The organism is Nonomuraea sp. GTA35 (assembly GCF_041950525.1).
Classification (GTDB): Bacteria; Actinomycetota; Actinomycetes; order Streptosporangiales; family Streptosporangiaceae; genus Nonomuraea.
Map to the genome: position 1 here is coordinate 95,181 of NZ_JBGNUV010000018.1, position 23,198 is coordinate 118,378.

General features: G+C 72.1%; 24 protein-coding genes. 5 read left to right on the top strand and 19 right to left on the bottom strand.

Annotation, left to right across the window (positions count from 1 at the left end):
- Nucleotides 1-2 precede the first annotated feature (2 nt).
- The 7 genes from ACBJ32_RS50810 to ACBJ32_RS50840 form a co-directional block, all read right to left on the bottom strand.
- A complete protein-coding gene (locus ACBJ32_RS50810) occupies nt 3-1,259 on the bottom strand; it encodes a cysteine desulfurase (protein WP_357879522.1) in 1,257 nt (418 codons plus the stop codon).
- Nucleotides 1,256-2,002: a Fe-S cluster assembly ATPase SufC gene (gene sufC, locus ACBJ32_RS50815; RefSeq protein ID WP_357879525.1), complete on the bottom strand. Its 747-nt coding sequence runs from the start codon at nt 2,000-2,002 to the stop codon at nt 1,256-1,258. Before sufC ends, ACBJ32_RS50810 begins: the two co-directional genes overlap by 4 nt.
- A 4-nt stretch (nt 2,003-2,006) precedes the next feature.
- Nucleotides 2,007-2,333, bottom strand: a complete 327-nt coding sequence (locus ACBJ32_RS50820; RefSeq protein WP_357879528.1) for a non-heme iron oxygenase ferredoxin subunit — start codon at nt 2,331-2,333, stop codon at nt 2,007-2,009.
- Entirely contained in the window at nt 2,330-3,451 is a 1,122-nt protein-coding gene (gene sufD / locus ACBJ32_RS50825; RefSeq protein ID WP_375133054.1) for a Fe-S cluster assembly protein SufD, read from the bottom strand. The genes ACBJ32_RS50820 and sufD overlap by 4 nt, the downstream gene beginning before the upstream one ends.
- Nucleotides 3,451-4,863, bottom strand: a complete 1,413-nt coding sequence (sufB, locus tag ACBJ32_RS50830) for a Fe-S cluster assembly protein SufB (RefSeq protein ID WP_375133055.1) — start codon at nt 4,861-4,863, stop codon at nt 3,451-3,453. The genes sufD and sufB overlap by 1 nt, the downstream gene beginning before the upstream one ends.
- Nucleotides 4,860-5,558 (bottom strand): metalloregulator ArsR/SmtB family transcription factor, encoded by a 699-nt coding sequence (locus tag ACBJ32_RS50835; RefSeq protein ID WP_357879535.1) that lies wholly within the window; start codon nt 5,556-5,558, stop codon nt 4,860-4,862. The genes sufB and ACBJ32_RS50835 overlap by 4 nt, the downstream gene beginning before the upstream one ends.
- A 92-nt stretch (nt 5,559-5,650) precedes the next feature.
- Nucleotides 5,651-6,880: a multidrug effflux MFS transporter gene (locus ACBJ32_RS50840; RefSeq protein WP_375133056.1), complete on the bottom strand. Its 1,230-nt coding sequence runs from the start codon at nt 6,878-6,880 to the stop codon at nt 5,651-5,653.
- A gap of 189 nt (nt 6,881-7,069) precedes the next feature.
- Between ACBJ32_RS50840 and ACBJ32_RS50845 the strand changes: the two genes are divergently transcribed.
- The gene (locus ACBJ32_RS50845; protein WP_357879541.1) at nt 7,070-7,978 is read left to right on the top strand and encodes an ABC transporter ATP-binding protein; all 909 of its coding nucleotides are present in this window, start codon (nt 7,070-7,072) and stop codon (nt 7,976-7,978) included.
- 49 nt (nt 7,979-8,027) lie between these two features.
- Entirely contained in the window at nt 8,028-8,795 is a 768-nt protein-coding gene (locus ACBJ32_RS50850) for an ABC transporter permease (protein WP_375133057.1), read from the top strand.
- Nucleotides 8,796-8,826: 31 nt separating this feature from the next.
- On the opposite strand, the gene ACBJ32_RS50855 is transcribed toward ACBJ32_RS50850, so the two are convergent.
- Nucleotides 8,827-10,023, bottom strand: coding sequence for an MFS transporter (locus ACBJ32_RS50855; protein WP_375133058.1), 1,197 nt, complete (start codon nt 10,021-10,023; stop codon nt 8,827-8,829).
- Between the two features lie 125 nt (nt 10,024-10,148).
- On the opposite strand from ACBJ32_RS50855, the gene ACBJ32_RS50860 reads away from it, so the two are divergent.
- Nucleotides 10,149-11,060 (top strand): EamA family transporter, encoded by a 912-nt coding sequence (locus ACBJ32_RS50860; RefSeq protein ID WP_357879550.1) that lies wholly within the window; start codon nt 10,149-10,151, stop codon nt 11,058-11,060.
- 257 nt (nt 11,061-11,317) lie between these two features.
- Here the strand turns inward: ACBJ32_RS50860 and ACBJ32_RS50865 are convergent, their stop codons facing one another.
- From ACBJ32_RS50865 to ACBJ32_RS50900, 8 genes are read right to left on the bottom strand one after another with little or no spacing between them, the layout of a single operon-like run.
- Nucleotides 11,318-11,986, bottom strand: a complete 669-nt coding sequence (locus tag ACBJ32_RS50865; RefSeq protein ID WP_357879553.1) for a GntR family transcriptional regulator — start codon at nt 11,984-11,986, stop codon at nt 11,318-11,320.
- Between the two features lie 26 nt (nt 11,987-12,012).
- Nucleotides 12,013-13,095, bottom strand: a complete 1,083-nt coding sequence (locus tag ACBJ32_RS50870) for an ornithine cyclodeaminase family protein (RefSeq protein WP_375133059.1) — start codon at nt 13,093-13,095, stop codon at nt 12,013-12,015.
- Nucleotides 13,092-14,057 carry a proline racemase family protein gene (locus ACBJ32_RS50875; protein ID WP_375133060.1) on the bottom strand — a complete coding sequence of 322 codons (966 nt, stop codon included), beginning with the start codon at nt 14,055-14,057 and terminating at the stop codon, nt 13,092-13,094. The genes ACBJ32_RS50870 and ACBJ32_RS50875 overlap by 4 nt, the downstream gene beginning before the upstream one ends.
- Nucleotides 14,057-15,058, bottom strand: a complete 1,002-nt coding sequence (locus ACBJ32_RS50880) for a proline racemase family protein (protein WP_375133061.1) — start codon at nt 15,056-15,058, stop codon at nt 14,057-14,059. The genes ACBJ32_RS50875 and ACBJ32_RS50880 overlap by 1 nt, the downstream gene beginning before the upstream one ends.
- Nucleotides 15,055-15,948: a dihydrodipicolinate synthase family protein gene (locus tag ACBJ32_RS50885; RefSeq protein ID WP_375133062.1), complete on the bottom strand. Its 894-nt coding sequence runs from the start codon at nt 15,946-15,948 to the stop codon at nt 15,055-15,057. The genes ACBJ32_RS50880 and ACBJ32_RS50885 overlap by 4 nt, the downstream gene beginning before the upstream one ends.
- Before the next feature lie 27 nt (nt 15,949-15,975).
- Nucleotides 15,976-17,484 carry an FAD-dependent oxidoreductase gene (locus ACBJ32_RS50890; protein ID WP_375133063.1) on the bottom strand — a complete coding sequence of 503 codons (1,509 nt, stop codon included), beginning with the start codon at nt 17,482-17,484 and terminating at the stop codon, nt 15,976-15,978.
- Nucleotides 17,481-17,723 (bottom strand): (2Fe-2S)-binding protein, encoded by a 243-nt coding sequence (locus ACBJ32_RS50895; RefSeq protein ID WP_357879571.1) that lies wholly within the window; start codon nt 17,721-17,723, stop codon nt 17,481-17,483. Before ACBJ32_RS50895 ends, ACBJ32_RS50890 begins: the two co-directional genes overlap by 4 nt.
- Entirely contained in the window at nt 17,720-18,862 is a 1,143-nt protein-coding gene (locus ACBJ32_RS50900; RefSeq protein ID WP_375133064.1) for an NAD(P)/FAD-dependent oxidoreductase, read from the bottom strand. Before ACBJ32_RS50900 ends, ACBJ32_RS50895 begins: the two co-directional genes overlap by 4 nt.
- A gap of 112 nt (nt 18,863-18,974) precedes the next feature.
- Here ACBJ32_RS50900 and ACBJ32_RS50905 point away from each other — a divergent pair, with 112 nt between their 5' ends.
- Nucleotides 18,975-19,961 (top strand): heme A synthase, encoded by a 987-nt coding sequence (locus ACBJ32_RS50905; protein ID WP_375133065.1) that lies wholly within the window; start codon nt 18,975-18,977, stop codon nt 19,959-19,961.
- Between the two features lie 62 nt (nt 19,962-20,023).
- Complete coding sequence (locus ACBJ32_RS50910; protein ID WP_375133066.1) at nt 20,024-20,743, top strand: vancomycin high temperature exclusion protein; 720 nt, start codon at nt 20,024-20,026, stop codon at nt 20,741-20,743.
- On the opposite strand, the gene ACBJ32_RS50915 is transcribed toward ACBJ32_RS50910, so the two are convergent.
- From ACBJ32_RS50915 to ACBJ32_RS50925, 3 genes are read right to left on the bottom strand one after another with little or no spacing between them, the layout of a single operon-like run.
- On the bottom strand, nt 20,719-21,909 hold the full coding sequence (locus tag ACBJ32_RS50915) for a PrsW family intramembrane metalloprotease (protein ID WP_375133067.1): 1,191 nt from the start codon (nt 21,907-21,909) through the stop codon (nt 20,719-20,721). The two genes, ACBJ32_RS50910 and ACBJ32_RS50915, sit on opposite strands and share 25 nt — an antisense overlap.
- Nucleotides 21,896-22,150, bottom strand: a complete 255-nt coding sequence (locus ACBJ32_RS50920; protein ID WP_375133068.1) for a hypothetical protein — start codon at nt 22,148-22,150, stop codon at nt 21,896-21,898. Before ACBJ32_RS50920 ends, ACBJ32_RS50915 begins: the two co-directional genes overlap by 14 nt.
- Nucleotides 22,151-22,165: 15 nt before the next feature.
- Entirely contained in the window at nt 22,166-23,110 is a 945-nt protein-coding gene (locus ACBJ32_RS50925) for a heme o synthase (RefSeq protein ID WP_375133069.1), read from the bottom strand.
- Between the last annotated feature and the right edge of the window lie 88 nt (nt 23,111-23,198).

Genomic DNA, 23,198 nt, shown 5'->3' on the forward strand with positions numbered 1-23,198 from the left:
GGCTATGCGAACACCTTCTGAACGTGATGCAGGCCGCGCACCAGGGCATCGATCTCGCCCGTGGTGTTGTACAGGTAGAACGACGCCCGCGTGGTCGCGGGTATTCCGAACCGCAGGTGCAGCGGGCGCGCGCAGTGGTGCCCCACGCGTACGGCCACGCCGAACTGGTCGTCCAGGATCTGCCCGACGTCGTGCGGGTGGATGCCCTCCAGGGTGAAGGACACCGTGCCCCCGCGCTGCTCCAGCGTCTGCGGGCCGATCACGCGCAGCGTCGGCACCTCGCGCAGGGCCTCCAGCGCGTACGCCGTCAGCTCCCGCTCGTGCGCCTCGATGGCGTCGAGCCCGATCTCGGTGAGGTAGTCGACCGCCGCGCCGAGCCCGATGGCCTCGACGATCGGCGGCGTGCCCGCCTCGAACTTGTGCGGGATCGGCGCGTACGTCGAGCGGTCCATCCAGACCGCCTCGATCATCTCGCCGCCGCCCAGGAACGGCGGCATGGCCTCCAGCAGCTCGGCCCGGCCCCACAGCACGCCGATGCCGGAGGGGCCGACCATCTTGTGGCCGGTGAAGGCCACGAAGTCGGCGTCCAGCTCGGTCACGTTCACGGGATGGTGCGGCACGGACTGGGAGGCGTCGAGCGCGATCAGCGCCCCGACCTCGTGCGCCCGTGCGGCCACCGCGGCCACCGGGTTGACCGTGCCCAGCACGTTCGACTGGTGGGCGATCGAGACGATCTTCGTCCGCTCGGTGATCACGGCGGGGTCGTAGTCGAGCCGACCCTCGTCGGTGACGCCGAACCACTTCAGGCTCGCCCCGGTGCGCTGCGCGAGCAGCTGCCACGGCACGATGTTGGAGTGGTGCTCCATCTCGGAGATGACGATCTCGTCACCGGGGCCGAGGGTGAAGCGCGGATCGGTGTTGGCGGGGTTCCCGAAGGAGTACGCCAGCAGGTTGAGGGCCTCGGAGGCGTTCTTGGTGAAGATCACCTCGTCGCGCGACGGCGCCCCCACGAAGCCCGCGATCTTGTCGCGGGCGCTCTCGAAGGCGTCGGTCGACTCGGCGCCGAGCACGTGCATGGCGCGCCCGACGTTGCTGTAGTGCAGCGCCAGGTGCTCCCGCATGGTCTCGATGACCTGGTTGGGCTTCTGTGAGGAGTTGCCCGAGTCGAGATAGACGAGCGGTCGCCCGTCGGGCAGCTCGCGGGAGAAGACCGGGAAGTCCTTCCTGATCTTCTCCACATCGAAGCTGTTCGAAGTCATGCAGATGCCTTCGTGTACTGCTCGTAGCCCTCGGCTTCGAGCTTGTCGGCCAGTTCGGGGCCGCCCTCCTCGACGATCCGGCCGGCGGCGAAGACGTGCACGAAGTCCGGCTTCACGTAACGCAGGATGCGGGTGTAGTGCGTGATCAGCAGCACGCCGGTCTCGCCGGAGGCGCGGAAGCGGTTGATGCCCTCCGACACCACGCGCAGCGCGTCGACGTCGAGGCCGGAGTCGGTCTCGTCGAGCACCGCGATCTTCGGCTTGAGCAGCTCCATCTGGAGGATCTCGTGGCGCTTCTTCTCGCCGCCGGAGAAGCCCTCGTTCAGGTTGCGCTGGGCGAAGGCGGGGTCGATGGACAGCGCGTCCATGCCGGCCTTCAGGTCCTTGGCGAACTCGCGCAGCTTCGGCGCCTCGCCGCGGACGGAGGTGACGGCCGAGCGCAGGAAGTTGGACACCGAGACGCCGGGCACCTCGACGGGGTACTGCATGGCCAGGAACAGGCCGGCGCGGGCGCGCTCGTCGACGGACAGCTCAAGCAGGTCCACGCCGTCGAGCAGCACCTGGCCGCCGGTGATCGTGTATTTCGGGTGGCCGGCGATCGCGTAGGCGAGCGTCGACTTGCCCGAGCCGTTCGGGCCCATGATGGCGTGGGTCTGCCCGGCCTTCACGGTCAGGTTGACGCCGCGCAGGATTTCCTTGTCCTCGACGGCGACCTGGAGGTCACGGATCTCAAGGGTGGACATGTGCTTAGGACTCCTTCGAGAGCGAGACGAGGACGTCATCGCCGTCGATCTTCACTGAGTAGACGTTCACGGGTTGGGTGGCGGGCGGCCCGGTGGGCTTGCCGGTGTTGATGTCGAAGCACGAGCCGTGCAGCCAGCACTCCAGGGTGCCGTCGTACACCTCGCCCTCGCTGAGCTTGACCTCGGCGTGGGAGCAGACGTCGTGCAGGGCGCGGACCTCCCGGCCCTTGCGCACGAGCGCGACCGGTGTCTCGTCCGCGCCGACCTCGACGCCGATGACACCCCCGTCGGGGATGTCCTCGACCTTGCACACCTTCTCGAACGAGCTCATCGGGCGAGCTCCGCCTCCAGCGCGTTCATGACGCGCTCACGGATCTCCTCGATCTGGACCTTCTCGACGAGCTGGCCGAGGAAGCCCCGCACGACCAGGCGGCGCGCCTCGTCGTAGGGGATGCCGCGGGCCTGGAGGTAGAAGATGTGCTCGTCGTCGAGGCGGCCGGAGGCGGAGGCGTGCCCCGCTCCAGCGACCTCGCCGGTGAGGATCTCCAGGTTGGGCACCGAGTCGGCGCGGGCGCCGTCGGTGAGGATGAGGTTGCGGTTGAGCTCGTAGGTGTCGGTGCCCTCGGCCTCGACCCTGATGATCACGTCGCCGATCCAGACGGCGTGCGCCTCCTCGCCCTGCAGGGCGCCGCGGTAGTCGACGTTGCTCTTGCAGTTGGGCTGCGAGTGGTCGACCAGCAGGCGGTGCTCCAGGTGCTGCCCGGCGTCCACGAAGTAGACGCCCGACATGTCGGCGTCGCCGCCCGGCGCGGTGTAGGTGACGCTGGGCGACAGGCGTACCAGGTCGCCGCCGAACGTCGCCACGAAGCTGCGGAAGGTGGCGTCCTTGGCGAGCTGCGCGTGGTGGTGGGAGACGTGGACCGCGTCGTCGTCCCAGTCCTGCAGGCTGACGACCTTGAGGCTGGCCCCGTCGCCGACGACGAACTCGATGTTGTCGGCGTAGACGGCGCTGCCCTTGTGGTCGAGCACGAGCACGGCCTCGGCCATCGGCTCCACCTTGACCACGATGTGGCCGTAGGTCGCGCCGTCGCCCTCGCCCGTCAGCGTCAGCACGGTCGGCTTGGAGGTGACGGCCTCGCGCGGCACCGTGATCACGGTGGCCTTCTCGAAGCTGTTCCAGGCCTGGGCGCTGACCCGGTCGGTCGGCATGAACGACTTGCCCACGCGGGCGTCGTCGCGGCCGACCGTCTCGACGGTGACCTCCGGGGCGGCGTCCACGTCCACGCGGACGTGCCCGACCGGCTCGGCCTTGCCGTTGTGCAGGCCCTTCAGGCGGGACAGCGGCGTGAAGCGCCACGCCTCCTCCCGCCCGGTCGGGACCTCGAAGTCGCCCAGTTCGTAGGACGCCCTCTCGTGCAGGGTCGACAGGGGCTTCTCGTTCAGGCCCATCAGCCGACGGCTCCTTCCATCTGCAGCTCGATCAGCCGGTTCAGCTCGAGCGCGTACTCCATGGGCAGCTCACGCGCGATCGGCTCCACGAAGCCGCGCACGATCATCGCCATCGCCTCGTCCTCGCCGAGCCCGCGGCTCATGAGGTAGAACAGCTGGTCCTCGCTGACCTTGGAGACCGTGGCCTCGTGGCCCATCGAGACGTCGTCCTCGCGGACGTCGACGTAGGGGTAGGTGTCGGAGCGGCTGATCTGGTCGACCAGCAGGGCGTCGCACTTGACGGTGCTGGCGCTGCCGTGGGCGCCCTCCTCGATCTGCACCAGACCGCGGTAGGAGGTACGGCCGCCGCCGCGCGCCACCGACTTGGAGATGACGCTGGAGCTGGTGTTGGGCGCCAGGTGCACCATCTTGGAGCCGGCGTCCTGGTGCTGGCCCTCGCCGGCGAACGCGACGCTCAGCGTCTCGCCCTTGGCGTGCTCGCCCATCAGGTAGACGGCCGGGTACTTCATCGTGACCTTGGAGCCGATGTTGCCGTCGATCCACTCCATGGTCGCGCCCTCGTAGGCGACGGCGCGCTTGGTGACCAGGTTGTAGACGTTGTTCGACCAGTTCTGGATGGTCGTGTAACGGCAGCGGGCGTTCTTCTTCACGATGATCTCGACGACCGCGCTGTGCAGCGAGTCGGAGGAGTAGATCGGCGCGGTGCAGCCCTCGACGTAGTGCACGTAGCTGTTCTCGTCGACGATGATCAGGGTCCGCTCGAACTGGCCCATGTTCTCGGTGTTGATCCGGAAGTAGGCCTGCAGCGGGATCTCGACCTCGACGTTCGGCGGCACGTAGATGAACGAGCCACCGGACCACACGGCGGTGTTGAGCGCGGCGAACTTGTTGTCGCCCACCGGGATCACCGAGCCGAAGTACTCCTTGAAGAGCTCCTCGTGCTCCTTCAGGCCCGTGTCGGTGTCGACGAAGATGACACCCTTCTCCTCGAGGTCCTCACGGATCTTGTGATAGACGACCTCGGACTCGTACTGGGCCGCGACGCCGGCGATGAGGCGCTGCTTCTCCGCCTCGGGGATGCCGAGCTTGTCGTAGGTGTTCTTGATGTCGGCGGGCAGCTCGTCCCAGGAGGCGGCCTGCTTCTCCGTCGAGCGCACGAAGTACTTGATGTTGTCGAAGTCGATGCCGGTGAGGTCGGAGCCCCAGGTGGGCAGCGGCTTCTTGTCGAACAGGCGGAGGCCCTTCAGGCGAAGGTCGAGCATCCACTCCGGCTCGCTCTTGAGCGCGGAGATGTTGCGGACGACCTCCTCGGACAGGCCTCGCTTGGCCGCCGCGCCCGCGGCATCCGGGTCGGCCCAGCCGAACTTGTAATTCCCGAGGCCTTCCAGCTCCGGGCGGTCGGTGACAGTCACCTTCCGGTCTCCTTGCTCTTGTCTCTATGTGCGGAATCGGCCAATGACTGCGGGGACACGTGCGTCGTGCACACCCCGTCGCCGTGGGCGATCGTGGCCAGGCGCTGCACCGGGGTGCCGAGCAGTTGCGCGAACGCCTCCGTCTCGGCCTCACACAGCTGCGGGAACTCCGCGGCCGCGTGCGCCACCGGGCAGTGGTGCTGGCAGAGCTGGTCGCCGCCCGACTTGGCCTTGGTGGCCGAGGCGGCGTACCCCTCTGCCGACAGCGCCTGCGCCAGCACCTGTACGCGCTGGTCCGCGGGCACCGTCGCCATGACCGGCTCCAGCCGCTCCAGCAGGCTGGACACCTGCTCGCGGGCGAAGTCTGCCACGGCTTCTCGCCCCAGACGCTCGGCCAGGAAGCGCAGCGCGCTGCCGGCCAGGTCGTCATAGGCGTGCTCGAAAGCACTGCGCCCCGCGTCGGTGATCGCGAACAGCTTGGCCGGCCGTCCACGCCCGCGCTGTCCGCGCGGGCGAACCGTACGAGGCTCTATCATTCCGTCGGCCAGCAGCGCGTCGAGGTGACGCCGTACGGCGGCGGGCGTGAGCCCGAGCCGCTCGCCGAGAGCCGCGGCCGCGACGGGACCATGCTCAAGAATCAGCCTGGCCACGCGGGCGCGGGTGCCGCGCTCACCACCGGGCTCCATCGTGGGCATGTTTTTCACAACATCAGTGTGCCGTAATTCCTTCCCGCATCACAAACGGATCTGAGCAGGGGCGGGGATGGAATTTGTCACGCAGGGTAGCCTTACCTAACTTTTGCCCGGCCCAGGATCGTGAACGCCAGGGCCGAGCAGATGAAGAGCCCGAGCATGACACATGCCATGGGCACCGCGGAGCCGGTTCCGGCAAGTCCGACCAGCGGGGCCGCGGCGGCGCCGAGCGCGAACTGCAGCACGCCCGTGAGCGCCGAGGCGCTGCCCGCGACCTGCGCGGGCTGGGAGCCGAGCGCCAGCGCGCCGGTGCCGGGCAGGACGAGGCCCTGCCCCAGCATGATGACGGCCAGCCCGCTCACGATGCCCCACAGGCCGAGGTCGGCCAGCGCGGCGGTCATCAGCAGGACCGCGCCGACCAGGGCCACGCCGAGCCCGGCGCGCACGAGCAGGACGGGCCGCACCCGCCCCGACAGCCGGCCGCCGAGCTGGGAGGTGGCGATCAGGGCCAGGGCGTTCAGGGCGAAGATGAGGGAGTACTGCTGGGGTGTGGCGCCGTACACCTCCTGGAGCACGAAAGGCGAGCCCGAGATGTAGCCGAACATGGCCGCGAACGACAGGCCGCCGGTCAGGGCGAAGCCCATGAACGAGCGGTCTCGCAGGAGGTGCCAGAAGGTGCTCACGGTGTGCTTGAGGCCGCCGCTCTCGCGTTCCCCGGCGGGCAGCGTCTCGCGCACGCCCGCCACCACGGCCAGCAGCAGCACGACCCCCGCGATGCTGAGCGCCACGAACACGCCCCGCCACGAGGTGAACTCCAGCAGCTGCGCGCCGGCGATGGGCGCCAGGATCGGGGCCAGGCCGCTGACGAGCATCAGCGTGGCGAAGATGCGCGCGATGGCGGCGCCGTCGTACAGGTCGCGGACGACGGCCCGCACGATGACCAGCGCCGCGCCGCCCAGCATGCCCTGCAGCAGGCGGAAGGCGATGAGCATCGGCACCGAGGGCGCGAAGGCGCACAGCAGCGAGGACAGCATGAACCCGGCCACGCCGACCATCAGCGGCGCCCGCCGGCCGCGCACGTCGCTGAGCGGGCCGGCGATCACCTGGCCGAGCGACACGCCGATGAGACAGGCGGTGAGCGTGAGCTGGACCTGCGCCTCCCCGCTGAGCATCTCGGCGGTGATGGAGGGCAGGGCGGGCAGGTACATGTCGATGGACAGCGGCCCGATCGCCGACAGCGCGCCGAGGATCAGCAGCAGCAGTCCGCGGCGGCTCTTCTGACTCTGCTGGACGACGGCGGACGTGGCGATCTCTGCCACGGACATGCGTGAACCCCTCTCCCTCGTAGGCCTGCGGCCCACGAGGGCCGAGAGATCAAACCATGTTTCGGTCCTCCGAATTCCCAGTCATCAGACATTTCCCGAAACTTCCTTAGATAGGGCGTCGAACCGGGCGAATGCGGTCATGGTCACCTGCGGCCCGGACTGCCTGCCGGAGTCCCTAAACTCGTGGCCATGGATTCCCCAGCCGTCGAGATCGTCGACCTGGTCAAACGTTACGGCGGCAGCACCGCCGTCGACGGCCTCACCTTCCGCGCCGAGCGGGGCGCGGTCACCGCGGTCCTCGGTCCCAACGGCGCCGGCAAGACGTCCACGGTGGAGATCTGCGAGGGGTTCCGCAAGGCCGACGGCGGCACGGTCAAGGTCCTCGGCCTGGCGCCCGCGCTGCCCGAGCTGCGCGCGCGGGTGGGGGTCATGCTGCAGGCGGGCGGCGTGCCGCCGGCGATGCGCTGCGCCGAGTGGCTGCGGCTGGTCTCGCGCTTCTACGCCCACCCGCTCGACCCACGCGCCCTGCTGGAGCGGCTGGGGCTGACCGATCACGTCCGCACCCCGTACCGCAGGCTGTCGGGCGGGCAGCAGCAGCGGCTGTCGCTGGCGGCGGCCGTCGTCGGGCGGCCCGAGCTGGTCTTCCTCGACGAGCCGACGGCCGGCCTCGACCCGCAGGCCAGGCACGCCTGCTGGGAGCTGGTGGGTGAGCTGCGCGAGGCCGGGGTGTCGGTGATGCTGACCACCCACCACATGGACGAGGCCGAGCGGCTGGCCGACCACGTCGTGATCATCGACAGGGGGCGCGTGGTGGCCGAGGGCAGCCCCGCCTCGCTGACCGGGGCCGAGCGGCAGCTCAGGTTCAGGGCGCGGCCGGGGCTGGCGCTGGAGGAGCTGCTCAACGCGCTCCCGGCGGGCAGCGCGGCCAAGGAGTCGCCGGCCGGGCACTACATCATCGAGGGCCTGGTGGGGCCCGAGCTGCTGGCCACGGTGACGGCCTGGTGCGCGGCCGAGGGCGTCACGGCCGACGACCTGCGCATCGAGCGCCGCACCCTCGAAGACGTCTTCCTCGAGCTGACCGGCAGGGAGCTGCGATGAGCGCGCCCGCCGAGATCACCGCGCACGGCCCGACCCACGGGGGATCCCGATGACCACGCTCGACTTCAGCCCCGCTCCCGGCGCGGCGCCGTTCCCGCGCATGGTGCTGGCGCAGGCGGGCGCGGAGATCCGCGCGATGCTGCGCAACGGCGAGCAGCTCCTGCTCACCCTGGTCATCCCGGTGCTGCTGCTGGCCGGGTTCTCGCTGGCGCCGCTGATCGACGTCGGCGGCGGGCGGCGGGTCGACTTCCTGGCGCCGGGCGTGCTCGCGCTGGCCGTGATGTCCACGGCCTTCACCGGGCAGGCCATCGCCACGGGCTTCGAGCGCCGCTACGGCGTGCTCAAGCGGCTGGGCGCGACCCCGCTGTCCAGGAGCGGGCTCATGCTGGCCAAGACGGCCGCGGTCGCCGGCGTGGAGATCATCCAGGCCGTGGTCATCGTGGCCGTGGGGCTGGCACTGGGGTGGCGGCCGCAGGGCTCGTTCCTGAGCGCGGCGCTGCTGATCGTGCTGGGCACCGCGGCCTTCAGCGGGCTGGGCCTGCTCATGGCCGGCACGCTGCGCGCCGAGGCCACGCTGGCGGCGGCCAACCTGGTCTACCTGGTGCTGCTGGGGGCGGGCGGGGTGATGTTCCCGCTGAGCAAGTTCCCCGAGGGGGTGCGGCCCGTGCTGGAGGCGCTGCCCATCACCGCGCTGACCGGCGGCCTGCGCGCGGTGCTCGCCCAGGGCGCGGCACTCCCGCTGGTCCCGGTGGCCGTGCTCGCGGCCTGGGCGGTGGTGTCGCTGGCGCTGGTCTCGCGCACGTTCCGCTGGGAGTGAGGGGCCGGGAGCCAGGGGCCGGCCCGCATCGTCATTCCGGGTGCGGCGGTTCGGCCCGCAGGGCGCCGTAGCGGCGGCGGGTGAGGGCGGCCACCGCCGTCAGCGGGATGGCCGCGCCGGCTGCCAGGCCGAACAGCAGCCCGTACCGGCCGTCCTGCGCCAGCGGCCCGGCGGCCCACGACGCGACCGCGCTGCCCACGAACAGCGCGCAGGCGAAGAAGGCGATCGTGGTCCCCCGGGCCTCGGGCACGACCGCGGTGGCCCAGGTCTGCAGCGAGGAGTGCAGGAACGACCAGCCACCGCCCAGCAGCAGCGCCGTGACAGCCACGGCGGGCACGCTGACGTGCACGGTCACGATCACGAACCCGGCGCAGAGCTGCGCACCGCCCACGACCATCAGCAGCGGCGCGGGCCAGCGGCCCGACAGGTGCTTGACGAGCTTGGCGAAGCCCCACAGCCCCAGCCCGTACGCGGTGATCGACAGCCCCGCCACGGCGGCGGCCAGCCCCGTGTGCTGCAGCGCCGGGGCCAGGAACGGCATGGCTCCCAGCATGATCGCCCCCTCCGTGAAGGCGAGCGCGAACACCAGCAGCGCCCACCGCTGCCGCAGCACCTTGCCCAGGTGGCTCAGCACCCCGCTCCCGGCGTTCCCGTGCCGGGGCGGCTCGGGCAGCTTGCGCAGCGACAGCGCGCAGGCCAGGGCGCAGGCGGCGGGCACGGTGAAGGCCACCCGCCAGTCCACCAGGCCGGCGACGACGCCGCCCAGGCCCGTGGCCAGCGCCGTGCCGAGGGCGGCGGCGGCCATGAGGTCGGTGAGGGCGCGCTGGCGTACCGACGGCTGGACGGTGTCGCCCACGTACGTCAGCCCCGTGGGGATCACCGCGCCGAAGCAGGCACCCGTGACGACCCTGGCCAGCACGAGCGCCCACAGCACGGGCATCAGCGCCGAGACCGCGCCCGCCAGCGCCGCGCCGAACAGGGCCCAGCGCATGACGCGTACGCGGCCGAACCGGTCGGACAGCAGGCCCCACAGCGGCTGGGTCAGCCCGTACGCCAGGTAGTAGCCGCTGGCGGCGGCGACCGAGGCCGACAGCGAGACGTCCAGGTCGGCGGCGATGAGCACGAGCATGGGGCTCACCGCGAAGCGGTCGAAGCTGCTGACGAACCCGGACACGGACAGGGCCAGCGGAGGGCGATCGAGACTCACGGAGAGCGCGGGGGCTTTCATACATCCATGGTGGATATGTCCCGGAATATGATCCAGTCGGCAGTGGTACCACCTTAATGGAGGTGATGTCGGTCGCGTTGAGTAGGCTCTGACGGTTGCTCTTCCTGCACCTGACGAGGAGTCCCGTGACCGCCTTCGCACTCGACGACCCCATCGGCCGGGGTCCCGGCCTGCCCAGGCCGGGGAACCTGCTGCGCACCGCGGCCGACTCCATCCCACCCTCGGGGCTCGTGCTGCTGGCCATCTTCTCGGTGCAGATCGGCGCCGGGTTCGCCAAGGAGCTGTTCGCGGCGCTGCCGCCGAGCGCGGTGGTGTTCCTGCGCATCGCGGCCGGGGCGCTCATCATGGGCGCCGTCGCGCGGCCCAAGCTGAAGGGGCTGGCCTGGCGCGACTGGGCGGTGGGGATCGGCTTCGGCCTGACGCTCGCCGTGATGAACCTGACCTTCTACGAGGCCCTGGCCCGGCTGCCGATGGGGATCGCGGTGGCGATCGAGTTCCTCGGGCCCCTGGGCGTGGCGGTGGCCGCCTCCCGGCGGCGGATCGACCTGCTGTGGATCGGGCTGGCCGGGATGGGCGTGGTGCTGCTGGCGCCGTGGGGCGACTCGTCGTCGGTGAGCTGGGTGGGCATCGGGTTCGCCATGGTGGCGGGGGCCTGCTGGGCGGCGTACATCCTGCTGTCGGCGGCCGCCGGGCGGCGCTTCCCCGGGACGAGCGGGCTGTCGTTCGCGATGATCGTCTCAGCGGTGGCGATCCTGCCGATCGGGGTCACCACCGGCGGGGCCGACCTGCTGCAGCCCGAGCTGCTGCTCATCGGGCTGGGCGTGGGGCTGCTGTCGTCGGTGATCCCGTACTCGCTGGAGCTGCAGGCGCTGCGGCGCATGCCCAAGCACGTGTTCGGCATCCTGATGAGCCTGGAGCCCGCCGTCGCGGCGCTGATCGGCGTGCTGCTGCTCAGCGAGATCCTGCACGCGCAGCAGTGGGCGGCGATCATCTGCATCGTGGCCGCCAGCCTGGGCTCGACCCGCAGGCGGAGATGAGGGCCGCCGCGCGCCCGTGGGATGGGGTCTCGGGCGCGCGGCGGGGGGCTCGGCTCGGTGGGCGGGGTGTGCCGAGCCCATGGAGGTCAGCGGAGTGCGGGTGTCCGCGTGACCAGGTATGTGCCGCAAGCAGCCGGTCCGTCGCGGACCGGGAACGGCGGAACCGGCGGCGTTCGCGCGAGGCGTCGCCCGGCCGGCCCGCATCGAGATTACCTCCATCGGGGAGTGCCCGATCCCCGAATGTCAGAACTTAACGCTCAGTGCTCGGCCCAGATACCGCGTACGTGGCCGATGTGCTCCGCCATGAGATGGCCGACGGCGGCGCCGTCGCCGCTCTTGAGCGCGTCCAGCAGTTGCAGGTGCTCCCTGGCGGAGTCGCCCAGCGTGCCGCGCTCGGAGAGCTGGGACAGGCCGTAGAGCCGGGCCCTGTTGCGCAGGTCGCGCACCACCGTGACGAGGTGGACGTTGCCGCACAGCGACAGCAGCTCGACGTGGAAGCGCAGGTCGGCGTCCACGTACGCGAGCAGGTCGCCCCGCTCGCTGGCCGAGACGATCTCCTCGGCGATGGGCCGCAGCCGCTCGAACTCCTCGGCCCGCGAGCTGTCGGCCAGCCTGGCGACCGTGGGCACCTCGATGAGCTGGCGGATCTCGGTCAGCTCGTCGAGGTCGCGGTCGGACAGCTCGGTTACCCGGAAGCCCTTGTTGCGCACGGCCTCGACCAGGCCCTCCTTGGCCAGGTCGAGCATGGCCTCGCGCACGGGCGTGGCGGAGACGCCGAACTGGGCGGCCAGCACCGGCGCGGAGTAGACCACCCCCGGCCGCATCTCGCCGGTGATCAGCGCGGCACGCAGCGCGTGCGCGACCTGCTCGCGCAGGCTCTGCCGCTCCCCCACCATCGGCAGGTCGAGCCGGTCCTCGGCAGCCATCGGCCCATCCCCTTCTCTGTCCACCCTCATGCCTGCGCCCTCGTTCGGGCCTCGTAGGCGGCAGCCGCGACCACGAGGTCCTCCCACGCCATGCCCGTGCTCTTGAACACGCGCGGCCCCGGACCGGTGACCACCCTTCCGGCGAGCAGGTCGGCAAGGTTACCGGCGAGATGATGAGAGGTGATCGTACCCTGGCGGATCGGGACGACGACGTCGCCCGCCTCCTCCAGGGCGGCCGCCCTGGCCTCGACGACCACGGTGGCGCGGGCGATCAGGTCGCCGTCGAGCTCACGGGCGTCGGGCTCGTGCGAGCCGACCGCGACGACGGTGACGCCGTCGCGGGCGAGCTTACCGGGGAACAGGGGATGCCTGGCCGTGGTGCAGCACGCGATCAGATCGGCCCCGGCCACCGCCTCAGCCACCGCCTCAGCCACCGCCTCAGTCACGGCTTCGGTGACCGCCTCGGCCGCCGCCCCCGCCACCGCTTCTCCGGCGGCTTCCTCCGGCGGGGCAGCCGGCGGGGCAGCCGGCGGGGCAGCCGGCGGGGCGGAAGGTGGCGGGCCGGCGGGCAGGGCGCGGGCGGTCAGGCCGAGCGCGCGGCAGCGGGCGGCCAGCGCCTCGGCCCGGCCCGCGTCGCGGCCCACCACCGTGACGTCGTCCACCGGCCGCACCTCTCGCAGCGCCAGCACGTGCCCGTACGCCTGCGGCCCGCTCCCGAACACGACCAGCCGCCGCGCGCCGGGATCGGCGAGGTGGCGGACGGCGAGGGCGGAGACGGCGGGCGTGCGCAGCGAGGTGAGCGCGATCCCGTCCAGCGCCGCCAGCGGGGCCAGGGTGTCGCCGTCGAACAGCAGGTACGTGCCCTGGATCCGGGGCAGCCCCCGCTCCGGGTTGCGCGGCGCGATGCTGACGGCCTTGACACCCGCGTACCGCCGGGTGGAGGCGGGCATGAGCAGCAGCTGCCCGGCGGGCAGGTCCACGATCGGCCGCCGCGGGGTCGTCTCGGGGTCGAGCCCCGCCCGCAGCGCCTCCTCCAGGACGTCCACGGCCCGTCCCATGGGCACCAGCCGCTCCACGGTGGCCGCGTCGAGGTACGGCAGCCCGCTCATCGCAGCGTGAACCCGGTCGGGAACGGGTCGGCGGGGTCGAGCTCGAAGGTGTGCCGCCCGGTGCGGTAGGCCATGCCGTCGATCTCCACGATCACGCCCTCGTCCGTCGCCTCCCGCACGCGGGCGGTGAACACGCTGCCCACGACGCTCTCGTGCACGAGCCCGGCGACCTTCTCCTCGTCGTGCAGCAGCGCCATCCTGGCGGCGGTGCCGGAGCCGCACGGCGAGCGGTCCACCTCGCCGTCGGCGAACACGGTGACGTTGCGCTGCCGCCTGACCCCGTCCAGGTCCGGGAGCTCCTCGTGGAAGATCACCCCGTACACGCCGGACAGCCGCTCGTCGGACGGGTGCCTGGCGGCCGGGTGCCCCGCCAGGCCGGCCTTGATCCGCCGGGCGTGCTCGATGAGGGCGTTCACGTGCCGGGGCTCGACCCGCAGGCCGACGTCCTGCGCGCGTACCGACGCGTAGATGGCGCCGCCGTAGGAGACGTCGGCGCGCAGGCCCGCGACGGGCACGTCGCGGGCGATCACGAACGAGGGCACGTTGACGAAGGTGACGCCCTCGATCCTGCCTCCGGACAGCCGCACCCTGGCCTGGACGCGGCCCGAGGGCACGTCGACGACGACGTCCGTCACGCCGTCGGAGGCGGCCTCGACCAGGCCCTCCCGCACGGCGTGCACGCCCAGCGCGATCGTGCCGTGCCCGCAGGCGGTGGAGAAGCCGTCCTTGTGCCAGAACAGCGCCCCGAGACGCGCCCCCTGGTCGTCCGGGGGCACCAGGAAGCAGCCGTACATGTCGGCGTGGCCGCGCGGCTCGTTGCACAGCAGCCGCCGCACGTCATCCAGCTCGGCCATCGCGGTGGTGCGGCGGTCGAGCACGGTGGAGCCGGGGATCTCGGGCACCCCGCCCGTCACGATCCTGAACGGCTCCCCCGCCGTGTGGTAGTCGACCGTCGTCAGCATCAGAGCTCGAACCCCGCGGGGAACGGGTCGCGCGGGTCGAGGAAGTACTGGGCGGTGCCGGTGATCCAGGCCCGCCCGGTGATCGACGGCAGGACCGCCGGCCGGCCACCCACCGTGGTCTCCTCCAGCAGCCGCCCGATGAAGTGGGTGCCGATGAACGACTCGTTCGTGAAGTCGCGGCCCAGCGGCAGCTCGCCCCTGGCGTGGAGCTGGGCCATGCGGGCGCTGGTACCGGTGCCGCAGGGCGAGCGGTCGAACCAGCCCGGGTGGATGGCCATGGCGTGGCGCGAGTGGTGGGCGTCGGAGCCGGGGGCGGCGAAGTAGACGTGGTGGCAGCCGCGGATGCGGGAGTCCTCGCGGTGCACCGGCTCGTCGGCGGCGTTGATGGCCTCCATGGTGGCCAGGCCGGCCGCGATGATCTCGTTCTTGGCCTTGCGGTCGAAGGGCAGGCCGTAGTGGTCGAGGTCGACGACGGCGTAGAAGTTGCCGCCGTACGCGAGGTCGTACGGGATCTCCCCGAACCCCGGCACGGTCACCGTGGCGTCCAGCCGGTCGCAGTAGGACGGCACGTTGCGCAGCGTCACCGACATGGCCATGCCGTCCTCGACGGCCACGTCCACCTCGACGAGCCCGGCGGGCACCTCCAGGCGCACGGTCGTGACGGGCTCGACCACCTCCACCATGCCGGTCTCGACCAACACGGTGGCCACGCCGATCGTGCCGTGCCCGCACATCGGCAGCAGCCCGGACACCTCGATGAACAGCACGCCGTAGTCGGCGTCCGGCCTGGTCGGCGGCTGCAGGATGGCGCCGCTCATGGCCGAGTGGCCGCGCGGCTCCGTCATCAGCAGGGTGCGGATGTGGTCGAGATTGTCGCGGAAGTACACGCGCCGCTCCGCCATGCTCGCGCCGGGGATCACGCCGATTCCGCCGGTGATGACCCGGGTGGGCATGCCCTCGGTGTGGGAGTCGACGGCGTGGAATACGCGCTTGGTCCTCATCGCAGCCCCTCTGCCAGTGCCTTCTCGGTCGCCGCACGCACGATAGCGGCCTGCTCGTCCGTCAGCGGCTCCCTGGGGTGCCTGCACGGGCCGCCGCGACGGCCGGCCACGTCCATGGACAGCTTGATGGCCTGCACGAACTCGGTCTTGGAGTCCCAGCGCAGCAACGGGTGCAGGGCCCGGTACAGCGGCAGCGCGGTCTCCAGGTCGCCCGCCACCGCCGCGCGGTAGAGGGCGGTGCTGGAGGCGGGCAGCGCGTTCGGGTAGCCGGCGATCCAGCCGACGGCTCCTGCCACGGCCAGCTCCAGCAGCACGTCGTCGGCGCCGACCAGCAGGTCGAGCTCGGGCGCCAGCTCCGCGAGCTCGTAGGCCCTGCGCACGTCGCCGCTGAACTCCTTGACCGCCACGATCAGCCCCTCCTCGTGCAGCCTGGCCAGCAGCGCGGGGGTCAGGTCCACCTTGGTGTCGTAGGGGTTGTTGTAGGCCACGATCGGCACGCCGGCCCTGGCCACCTCACGATAGTGCGCCACGACGGCCCGCTCGTCGGCCCGGTAGGTGTTGGGCGGCAGCAGGAGGACCGAGCCGCAGCCCGCCTCGCCCGCCTGCTCGGCCCAGCGGCGCGACTCGGCGGCGCCGTACGCGCCCGCCCCGGCCATCACGTTCCCGCCGCCGACTGCCGCGACGGCGGTCTCGATCACCTTCGTCCGCTCCTGCGGGGTGAGCGTCTGGTACTCGCCGAGCGAGCCGTTCGGCACGACGCCGTCGCAGCCGTTCGCGACCAGCCAGCGGCAGTGCTCCGCGAAGCCGTCGTGGTCGACGGACAGGTCCTCGCGCAGGGGCAGCGCGGTGGCGACCATGACGCCCTGCCAGGGCTTGCTGCGGTGTTCCATGGGGAAGTCCTCCAGGTGTCGGGGGGTTCAGTGAGCGAGGTCGTCGTCGGGCGCCGTGCCTGCGGCGCCGCCGGGCGCCGTCGCTCCGCCGGAGCCGCTGCCGGAGCCGCCGTCGGGTGCCGTGAGTGAGGCCAGCGCGCCGAGGGTGACGGGCTGGGCGATCGGGCGGCGGGGCGGCCGGGGCCGCTCTCCCGCCAGGCAGGAGACGGCGTAGCCGCAGATGCGGCCCTGGCACCAGCCCATGCCGGGGCGGGCCAGCAGCTTGACCGAGCGCGCGTCGGTGGCGCCGAGCGCCTGCGCCTCGCGTACCCGGGCCAGCGGCACCTCCTCGCACCGGCACACGAGCGTGTCGTCGCGCAGCCACCCCTGCCAGCCGGGCTTGACCGGGTACGCGCGCTGCAGCGCCTTCCCGAACGCCCGCCACCGCTCCCGCCTGCGCGCGAACAGCGGCGGCACGACCGCCGCCGCACCACCGGAAACCGGCACGCCCTCCGGCCCCGCACGCCCATCGGCCGCCGCGCCCGTGCGGGCGTCGGCCACGATGGCGCGGCCGGCGAGGCGGCCCTCCAGTTCGGCGAGCCGCCAGCCGCCCACGCCGACGGGCTCGCCCGCCGCCCACACCCCGGGCACGGTGGTGCGGAGGGTGGCGTCCACGCTCAGCACCGGGCTGCCGTCCACGTCGTGGCGGGTCCGGCAGCCGAGCTGCGTCCCCAGCTCGATCTGCGGCACGAAGCCGTACCCCACGGCCACGGCGTCGCACTCGACGACGTGGGTCGCCGTGACGTTCCAGTCGTGGTCGAGGCGGGCGATGGTGACGGCCTCCACCTCGCGCTCCCCGTGGGCGGCCACGACCGCCTGGCGCGTCCGGTACGGCACCCGATGCCGGGCCAGGGCGGCCGCGTACCCCGCCGCCTCACCGGCCTTGCCCAGGGCCAGCACCGGGTTCCTGGCCAGCCCGAGCCCGCCGTTGGCCTCGTACACGCCGAGCACCCGCGCCCCCGCCCCGGCCAGCCCCGAGGCGACGGGCAGCAGGAACGGCCCGGTGCCGGACACCACGATCCGCCGCCCCGCCACGACCCCGCCGCCCTTGAGCAGCGCCTGCGCGCCACCGGCGGTGAGCACCCCGGGCAGGTCCCAGCCGGGGAACGGCAGCGGCCGGTCGTGCGCGCCGGTCGCGATCAGCAGCCGCCGCGCCCGCAACACCACCGCCCGCTCGTCCCCCGTACCGGACCGGCCTGTGGGCGCCGCCGTGTCCCTGGTCGCGCAGTGCACCAGCAGGTCGCCGTCCGGCTCGCGGGAAACGGCCCACACCTGGTGCCGCAGCAGCACGTCGGCGCGCGCGTCCAGGGCCCGCGCCTGCCGCAGGAACCGGTCGAGCCCGGGCGCCGGCTTGGGGTCGGCGGCGTGCCGGAAGTACTGGCCGCCGAGCCGCAGGCCCGAGTCCACGAGCGCCACCCGCAGCCCGGCCAGCGCCGCCGTGAGCGCGCCCGCCACGCCGGCGGGCCCGCCGCCGACCACCACGAGGTCGTACGTCACGCCGTCGTCACCTCGTCCCCCGGCTCGGCCTCCAGCAGGCAGGCCCGCTCGGGCGGCCGCCCGTTCACCGAGATCAGGCAGTCGAAGCAGACCCCGATCCCGCAGAACAGCCCGCGCGGCCGCCCGCCGAAGCGGGTGGAGCGCCACGACCGCACCCCGGCCGCGTGCAGGGCCGCGCCGATGGTCTGCCCCGGCACGACCGGCACGGAGCGGCCGTCGACGGTGATGTGGAAGGTCACAGGGCCTCCTCAGGGAAGCGGTCCGGGCGGAAGGGCTGCAGGTCGAGGTCGGGCCGCCGGCCGGCGAGGAGCTGGGCGAGCAGGTGACCGGTGGCCGGGGCGAGCCCGATGCCGGCACCCTCGTGGCCGCACGCGTGATACAGCCCGGACACGCGCGGATCGGCCCCGATGACGGGCAGGTGATCGGGGCAGTACGGCCGGAACCCGCAGTAGGACCGGATGGCCCGGACGTCCCGCAGCGCGGGGAAGAGCGCGACCGCCTGCTCGGCCAGCCGCGCCAGGACCGGCACCGACGTCGTCCTGTCGAACCCGACGCGCTCCCTGCTGGCCCCGATGAGCACGGTCCCGGCGGGCGTGCCCTCCACCACGGCCGAGGTCTCCAGGCCGGCGGAGTCGCTGGCCACGTTCGTCACGTAGGCGGCGGTGTAGACCTTGTGCCTGATCAGCGGCTCCGGCAGCGGCTCGGTGACGAGGATGAATCCCCGCCTGGGCAGCACCGGCAGGTGCACGCCCGCCAGCGCGGCCACCTCGCCGCCCCAGGTGCCCGCCGCGTTGACGACCGCGTCGCCGAGCACGTCGCCCTGGGAGGTGCGCACGCCCGTGACGCGGTCCCCCGAGCGGATGATCCCGGTCACGGTGGCGCCGAGCCGCAGCCGCAGCGTGCCGTGGCCGAAGCTCTCCGCGCCGTGCCTGAGCAGGGTGGCGGCGGCGAGCATGGGCTGCACCTGGGCGTCCTGGGGATAGAACACCCCTCCGGCCAGGCCCTCGGCCAGGTGCGGCTCGTAGCCGCGCAGCTCGGAGGCCGGCACGAGGGTGTGCTCGACGCCCTGCTTGCCGGCCAGCTCGGTGAGCTGCCGCTGCACCTGCTCGGTCTCGGCGACGACCAGCCCGCCCTTCGGCTCGAACTCGAACCCGCCGAGCCCGGCCAGCGAGCGCCACAGCCGGTTCGACAGCACGGCCAGCTCCAGCTCGGGCCCCGGCTCCTTGTCGGACACCAGCACGTTGCCCTCGCCCGAGCCCGTCGTGCCGCCGGCCACGGGGCCACGGTCGATCACGGTCACGTCGAGGCCCGCGCGGGCGGCGTAGTAGGCGCAGGCCGCCCCCACCACACCCGCGCCGACGACGATCACGTCGGACATCACCACCTCCTCTCAGTAATATGTCACATACCTTCACCCTTGAGAAGCCCGGCCCCGGGGAAGCCGGTTCCCGATGGCGGGACCGGCCGGTGTGGCCCCTACCATCGATGACGTGAAGCTACCCACGGACAATCCCCACCTCGTCGCGCGTTTCATCCGGTCGTTCTGGGCACCGACCACCCGCTCGATGCGTGGCTGGGCGTTGGCCTCCGTGGTGGTCAACGCCGGCATCACGGTGACGGGCGCGGGCGTGCGCGTGACGGAGTCGGGGCTCGGCTGCCCGACCTGGCCGAGGTGCACGCCCACCAGCTTCATCCCGGTCGCGCATCCCGAGGTCTCGCCGCTGCACATGGCCGTCGAGTTCGGCAACCGGCTGCTCACGTTCCTGGTGCTGGCGGTGGGCATCGCCTGCTGGCTGGCCGCCGTGCGGATGCGGCCCCGCCGGGTCTCCCTGGTCCGCCTGGCCTGGCTGCAGCCGATCGGGATCATCGCGCAGGCCCTGTGGGGCGGGCTGGTGGTCAACACCATGCTCAACCCGTTCACCGTCGGCATGCACTACCTCCTGTCCAGCGGGCTGATCGCCGCCTGCTGGATGTTGTACGCGCGCGCGGGCGAGGGCGACGGGCCCGTACGGAAGATCACCCACCGCGACGTCCGCCGGCTCGGCCACGCGCTGCTGGCGGCCGTGTTCGCGCTGCTGGTGGTCGGGGTCGTGGTCAGCGGCACCGGGCCGCACTCGGGTGACGAGATGGCCTCGCGCTTCGACCTCGACATCGAGACCGTCGCCCGGTTGCACGCCGACATCGCCTACGTGGTGGTGGGGCTGACGTTCGCGCTGCTGTTCGCGCTGCACGTGACCAACGCGCCGCGCTCCGCCCGGCGGGCCGCGCTGGCCCTGTTCGGCGTGGAGCTGCTGCAGGGCGTGATCGGCTACACGCAGTGGTTCCTGGCCGTCCCGGCCGCGCTGGTGCTGCTGCACGTCCTCGGCTCGACCCTGGTCTGGATCGCCGCGCTGCGGGTCGCCACGTCGCTGCGTTCCCGCGACCCCGAGCCCTCCTCCGTGGACCACTCCCCCACCGAAGCAGCCGCCGTCGTCTGAGCGGATATGCCAGGGTATGTGGTGTTAGATGCGCCACTCCCCCGGCCCGGAAGAGGTGTGCTTTGCGGGGAAAAGTCCGCCTCTCGCGGAAGGTGCTGCGCCGCTCGTACCAGGGGCTGGTGCTGGCCAGCGTGCTCGCGCTGGCGCCCATGACGTGGGCCTGGCTCGGCAGCTCGGGACACCGCGCGATGGCCGAGGACGAGGGCTGGGTCCGGCAGGTGCCCGAGACGCAGGCCGCGCTGGTGCTCGGCGCCGGCCTGTACGCCGGGCGGCCCTCCCCGATGCTGGCCCGCAGGCTCGACATCGCCGCCGAGCTGTACCTGTCGGGCAAGGTGAAGGCGCTGCTGCTGTCGGGCGACAACAGCCGCAAGGAGTACGACGAGCCCACCGCCATGCGCGACTACCTGCGCGCCAAGGGCGTGCCCGACGCGGTGATGGTGCTCGACTACGCCGGGTTCGACACGTGGGACTCCTGCGTGCGGGCACGCAAGGTGTTCGGGGCCGAGCGCGTGACGGTGGTCACCCAGGAGTTCCACATCCCCAGGGCCGTGACGTTGTGCAGGACTGCGGGGCTGGAGGCGTTCGGGACGGGTGACGACTCGGCCAGGCGCTGGGCCGCGACCACGTACGCCTACGCCGCCCGCGAGCTGTTCGCCACCGCCAAGGCGTTCGCCGACGCCATGATCCTGCACTCCGACCCGGTGTACCCGGGCCCGCGCGAGGTCTCGCTCACCCGCATCCTCGCCGAGCCGCGGCCTCAGCCGGGCGCGCCGGGCGCGTAGCCGGGCGGCGGCGATCCCCTGGCCACCGAACGGGCGTGCATCTCCGGCACGGGGAAGTCGGCGCGGGCGGTGCTCATGCACTCCAGCAGCGCCCGCTGCTCCTCGTGGAAGGTGTGCTCGTCGACCATGTGGCGGGCCGCCCGCTCGTGCAGCAGCCCCAGCTCGGTGGCGGCGAGCTGGTAGTCGCGCATCGCCCGCAGCCCCGGCTTGCCGCCGTGGGCGCGGGCCCACTGCCGGGCCTGGCGGCGCCGGGCGAAGGCCGAGAGCATGTAGATGTCGGCCTGGGTGACCAGCTTGGTCGGCTCGTACGCCGGCAGGTACCGCTGGATGAGCGCCACGATGCGCCGCCGGTCCCTGAACACCACGCCGATCAGCACCACCAGCACGACCAGCAGCGTCAGGTAGGCCACCACGAGCCCGGGGAACCCGCCGTAGGAGGCCAGGCCGTTCCACAGGCCGTGCAGGATCATCGCCGCCGTCCAGCCCGCCAGCACGTACGTGCTGCGCTCGGAGCCCTGCCGCTGGGCCGCGTACGCCACGGCGACCCCGATCATGGAGCTGAACAGCGGATGCGCCAGCGGCGACAGGATGCCGCGCAGCACCACCGTGACGGCCAGCCCCTTGACGCCCGAGGTGGACAGCGCGCCGAGGTAGTAGCTGACGTTCTCGCTCATGGCGAAGCCGAGGCCGACCATGCTGGCGTAGATGACGCCGTCGGTCGGCCCGTCGAGCTCGGCCCTGCGGAACTTGAGCAGGCCCAGCAGCACCAGGCCCTTCATCGTCTCCTCCACCACCGGCGCGCCGAACGTGGCCGCGAGGTTGCGGGCGCTGGCCTCCGACAGCTTGGCGGTGTCGATGATGTAGTGCAGGTTGAGCGAGTTGATCACACCGGCCACGAGCACGGCGATGCCCGCGCCCCAGGCGAAGGCGAAGATCAGGTTGCTGCGCGGCTCCGGCTCCATCCGGTCGAGCGCCAGCACGGCCGCCAGCAGCAGCGGCACCGGCGCCAGTGCCAGCATGAGCGCGATGAAGAACTGCACCGGCGCGCCGTTGAACACGTCGAAGGAGAACGAGACCAGGGCGCAGATGCCGGTGAGGACCAGCCCGATGATCAACGCGAATGACGGGCGGTCCTTCAACACCCAGCGTGGATCACGGGTCGCCATAGGGTGACTTTAACGGATCAGAGTGCCGGGGTCCGTGCGGGTCTTCGCGCCGCCGGTCGAGGCCGGGGACGCCATGGCCGGAGTGGAGGCTGGTGCGGCCGATCCGGAACGGCTCGTGCAGCAGGTCGGCGAGCCGCGTGCGCACCCGGTGGCAGCCGGCGCCGCGCGTCACGATCACGCGGGCCGACAGGGTCGGATAGCCACTCGTCACCGTCCGGACATGAAGGCCGCGCACCCGCACCTGCCCTCCCAGGGGTCAGGCGAGCAGCGGGTCGATCGCCACGGCCAGGAACAGCAGCGCCAGGTAGGCGTTCGACCAGTGGAAGAAGCGCATGGGACGCAGGTCGACCCCGCTCTTGCCGGCGTTGAGCCGGGCCAGCAGGCGGTGCGCCTCCACCAGGCACATCACGCCGAGCACGGCGGCCACGATCGGGTAGAACAGCGTGGTGCCCGCCACCGGCCACAGCGCCAGCGAGCAGAGCACGGTGGCCCAGGTGTAGGCGATGGACTCCAGGATGACCCGCCGCTCGGTGGCCACCACGGGCAGCATCGGCACCTTGGCCGCCGCGTAGTCCTCCTTGTACCGCATGGCCAGCGTCCAGGTGTGCGGCGGCGTCCAGAAGAACACCACGCCGAACAGCACCAGCGGCGCCCAGTCGAGCCGCTCGGTGATGCCCGCCCAGCCGATCATCACCGGCATGCAGCCCGCGATGCCGCCCCACACGATGTTCTGGGCCGTGCGCCGCTTGAGCACCAGCGAGTAGACCAGCACGTAGAACAGGATCGCGCCGAGCGACAACATCGAGGCCAGCCAGTTGGTGGTCACCCACAGGCCCACCGTGGAGATGACGCCCAGCACGAGGCCGAAGACCAGCGCGGCGCGCGGCGAGACCTGGTGCCTGGCCAGCGGCCTGCGGCGGGTGCGGCGCATCTTCTGGTCGATGTCACGGTCGATGTAGCAGTTGAGCGCGTTGGCGCTGCCTGCCGATAGGGTGCCGAACACCATGACCCAGATCGACTCCCACAGCGGTGGCAGGCCACCCGCTGCGAGGAACATCACCGGCAGTGTCGTGATCAGCAGCAGCTCGATGACCCGCGGCTTGGTGAGCGCGATGTAGGCCTTGACGATCATGCCGATCGAGCGCGGCGCCTCCACCTGCCGTGATGGGGCCGTCGCCTGCCTGTTGGTCAGCACCGTCAAGGCGCTTCCAGCCTGTCGGAAGTCAACGCGTAACCTCTGATAAGAGCGGATCCATGGGCGGGCGCCGGTGACGCCCCTGCGAACAAAC

Coding starts and splice junctions, on each gene's coding strand:
- ACBJ32_RS50810 (WP_357879522.1), bottom strand. CDS start 1,259: ATGACTTCGAACAGCTTCGATGTGGAGAAGATCAGGAAGGACTTCCCG.
- sufC (WP_357879525.1), bottom strand. CDS start 2,002: ATGTCCACCCTTGAGATCCGTGACCTCCAGGTCGCCGTCGAGGACAAG.
- ACBJ32_RS50820 (WP_357879528.1), bottom strand. CDS start 2,333: ATGAGCTCGTTCGAGAAGGTGTGCAAGGTCGAGGACATCCCCGACGGG.
- sufD (WP_375133054.1), bottom strand. CDS start 3,451: ATGGGCCTGAACGAGAAGCCCCTGTCGACCCTGCACGAGAGGGCGTCC.
- ACBJ32_RS50835 (WP_357879535.1), bottom strand. CDS start 5,558: ATGCCCACGATGGAGCCCGGTGGTGAGCGCGGCACCCGCGCCCGCGTG.
- ACBJ32_RS50840 (WP_375133056.1), bottom strand. CDS start 6,880: ATGTCCGTGGCAGAGATCGCCACGTCCGCCGTCGTCCAGCAGAGTCAG.
- ACBJ32_RS50845 (WP_357879541.1), top strand. CDS start 7,070: ATGGATTCCCCAGCCGTCGAGATCGTCGACCTGGTCAAACGTTACGGC.
- ACBJ32_RS50850 (WP_375133057.1), top strand. CDS start 8,028: ATGACCACGCTCGACTTCAGCCCCGCTCCCGGCGCGGCGCCGTTCCCG.
- ACBJ32_RS50855 (WP_375133058.1), bottom strand. CDS start 10,023: ATGAAAGCCCCCGCGCTCTCCGTGAGTCTCGATCGCCCTCCGCTGGCC.
- ACBJ32_RS50865 (WP_357879553.1), bottom strand. CDS start 11,986: ATGGCTGCCGAGGACCGGCTCGACCTGCCGATGGTGGGGGAGCGGCAG.
- ACBJ32_RS50870 (WP_375133059.1), bottom strand. CDS start 13,095: ATGAGCGGGCTGCCGTACCTCGACGCGGCCACCGTGGAGCGGCTGGTG.
- ACBJ32_RS50875 (WP_375133060.1), bottom strand. CDS start 14,057: ATGCTGACGACGGTCGACTACCACACGGCGGGGGAGCCGTTCAGGATC.
- ACBJ32_RS50880 (WP_375133061.1), bottom strand. CDS start 15,058: ATGAGGACCAAGCGCGTATTCCACGCCGTCGACTCCCACACCGAGGGC.
- ACBJ32_RS50885 (WP_375133062.1), bottom strand. CDS start 15,948: ATGGAACACCGCAGCAAGCCCTGGCAGGGCGTCATGGTCGCCACCGCG.
- ACBJ32_RS50900 (WP_375133064.1), bottom strand. CDS start 18,862: ATGTCCGACGTGATCGTCGTCGGCGCGGGTGTGGTGGGGGCGGCCTGC.
- ACBJ32_RS50915 (WP_375133067.1), bottom strand. CDS start 21,909: ATGGCGACCCGTGATCCACGCTGGGTGTTGAAGGACCGCCCGTCATTC.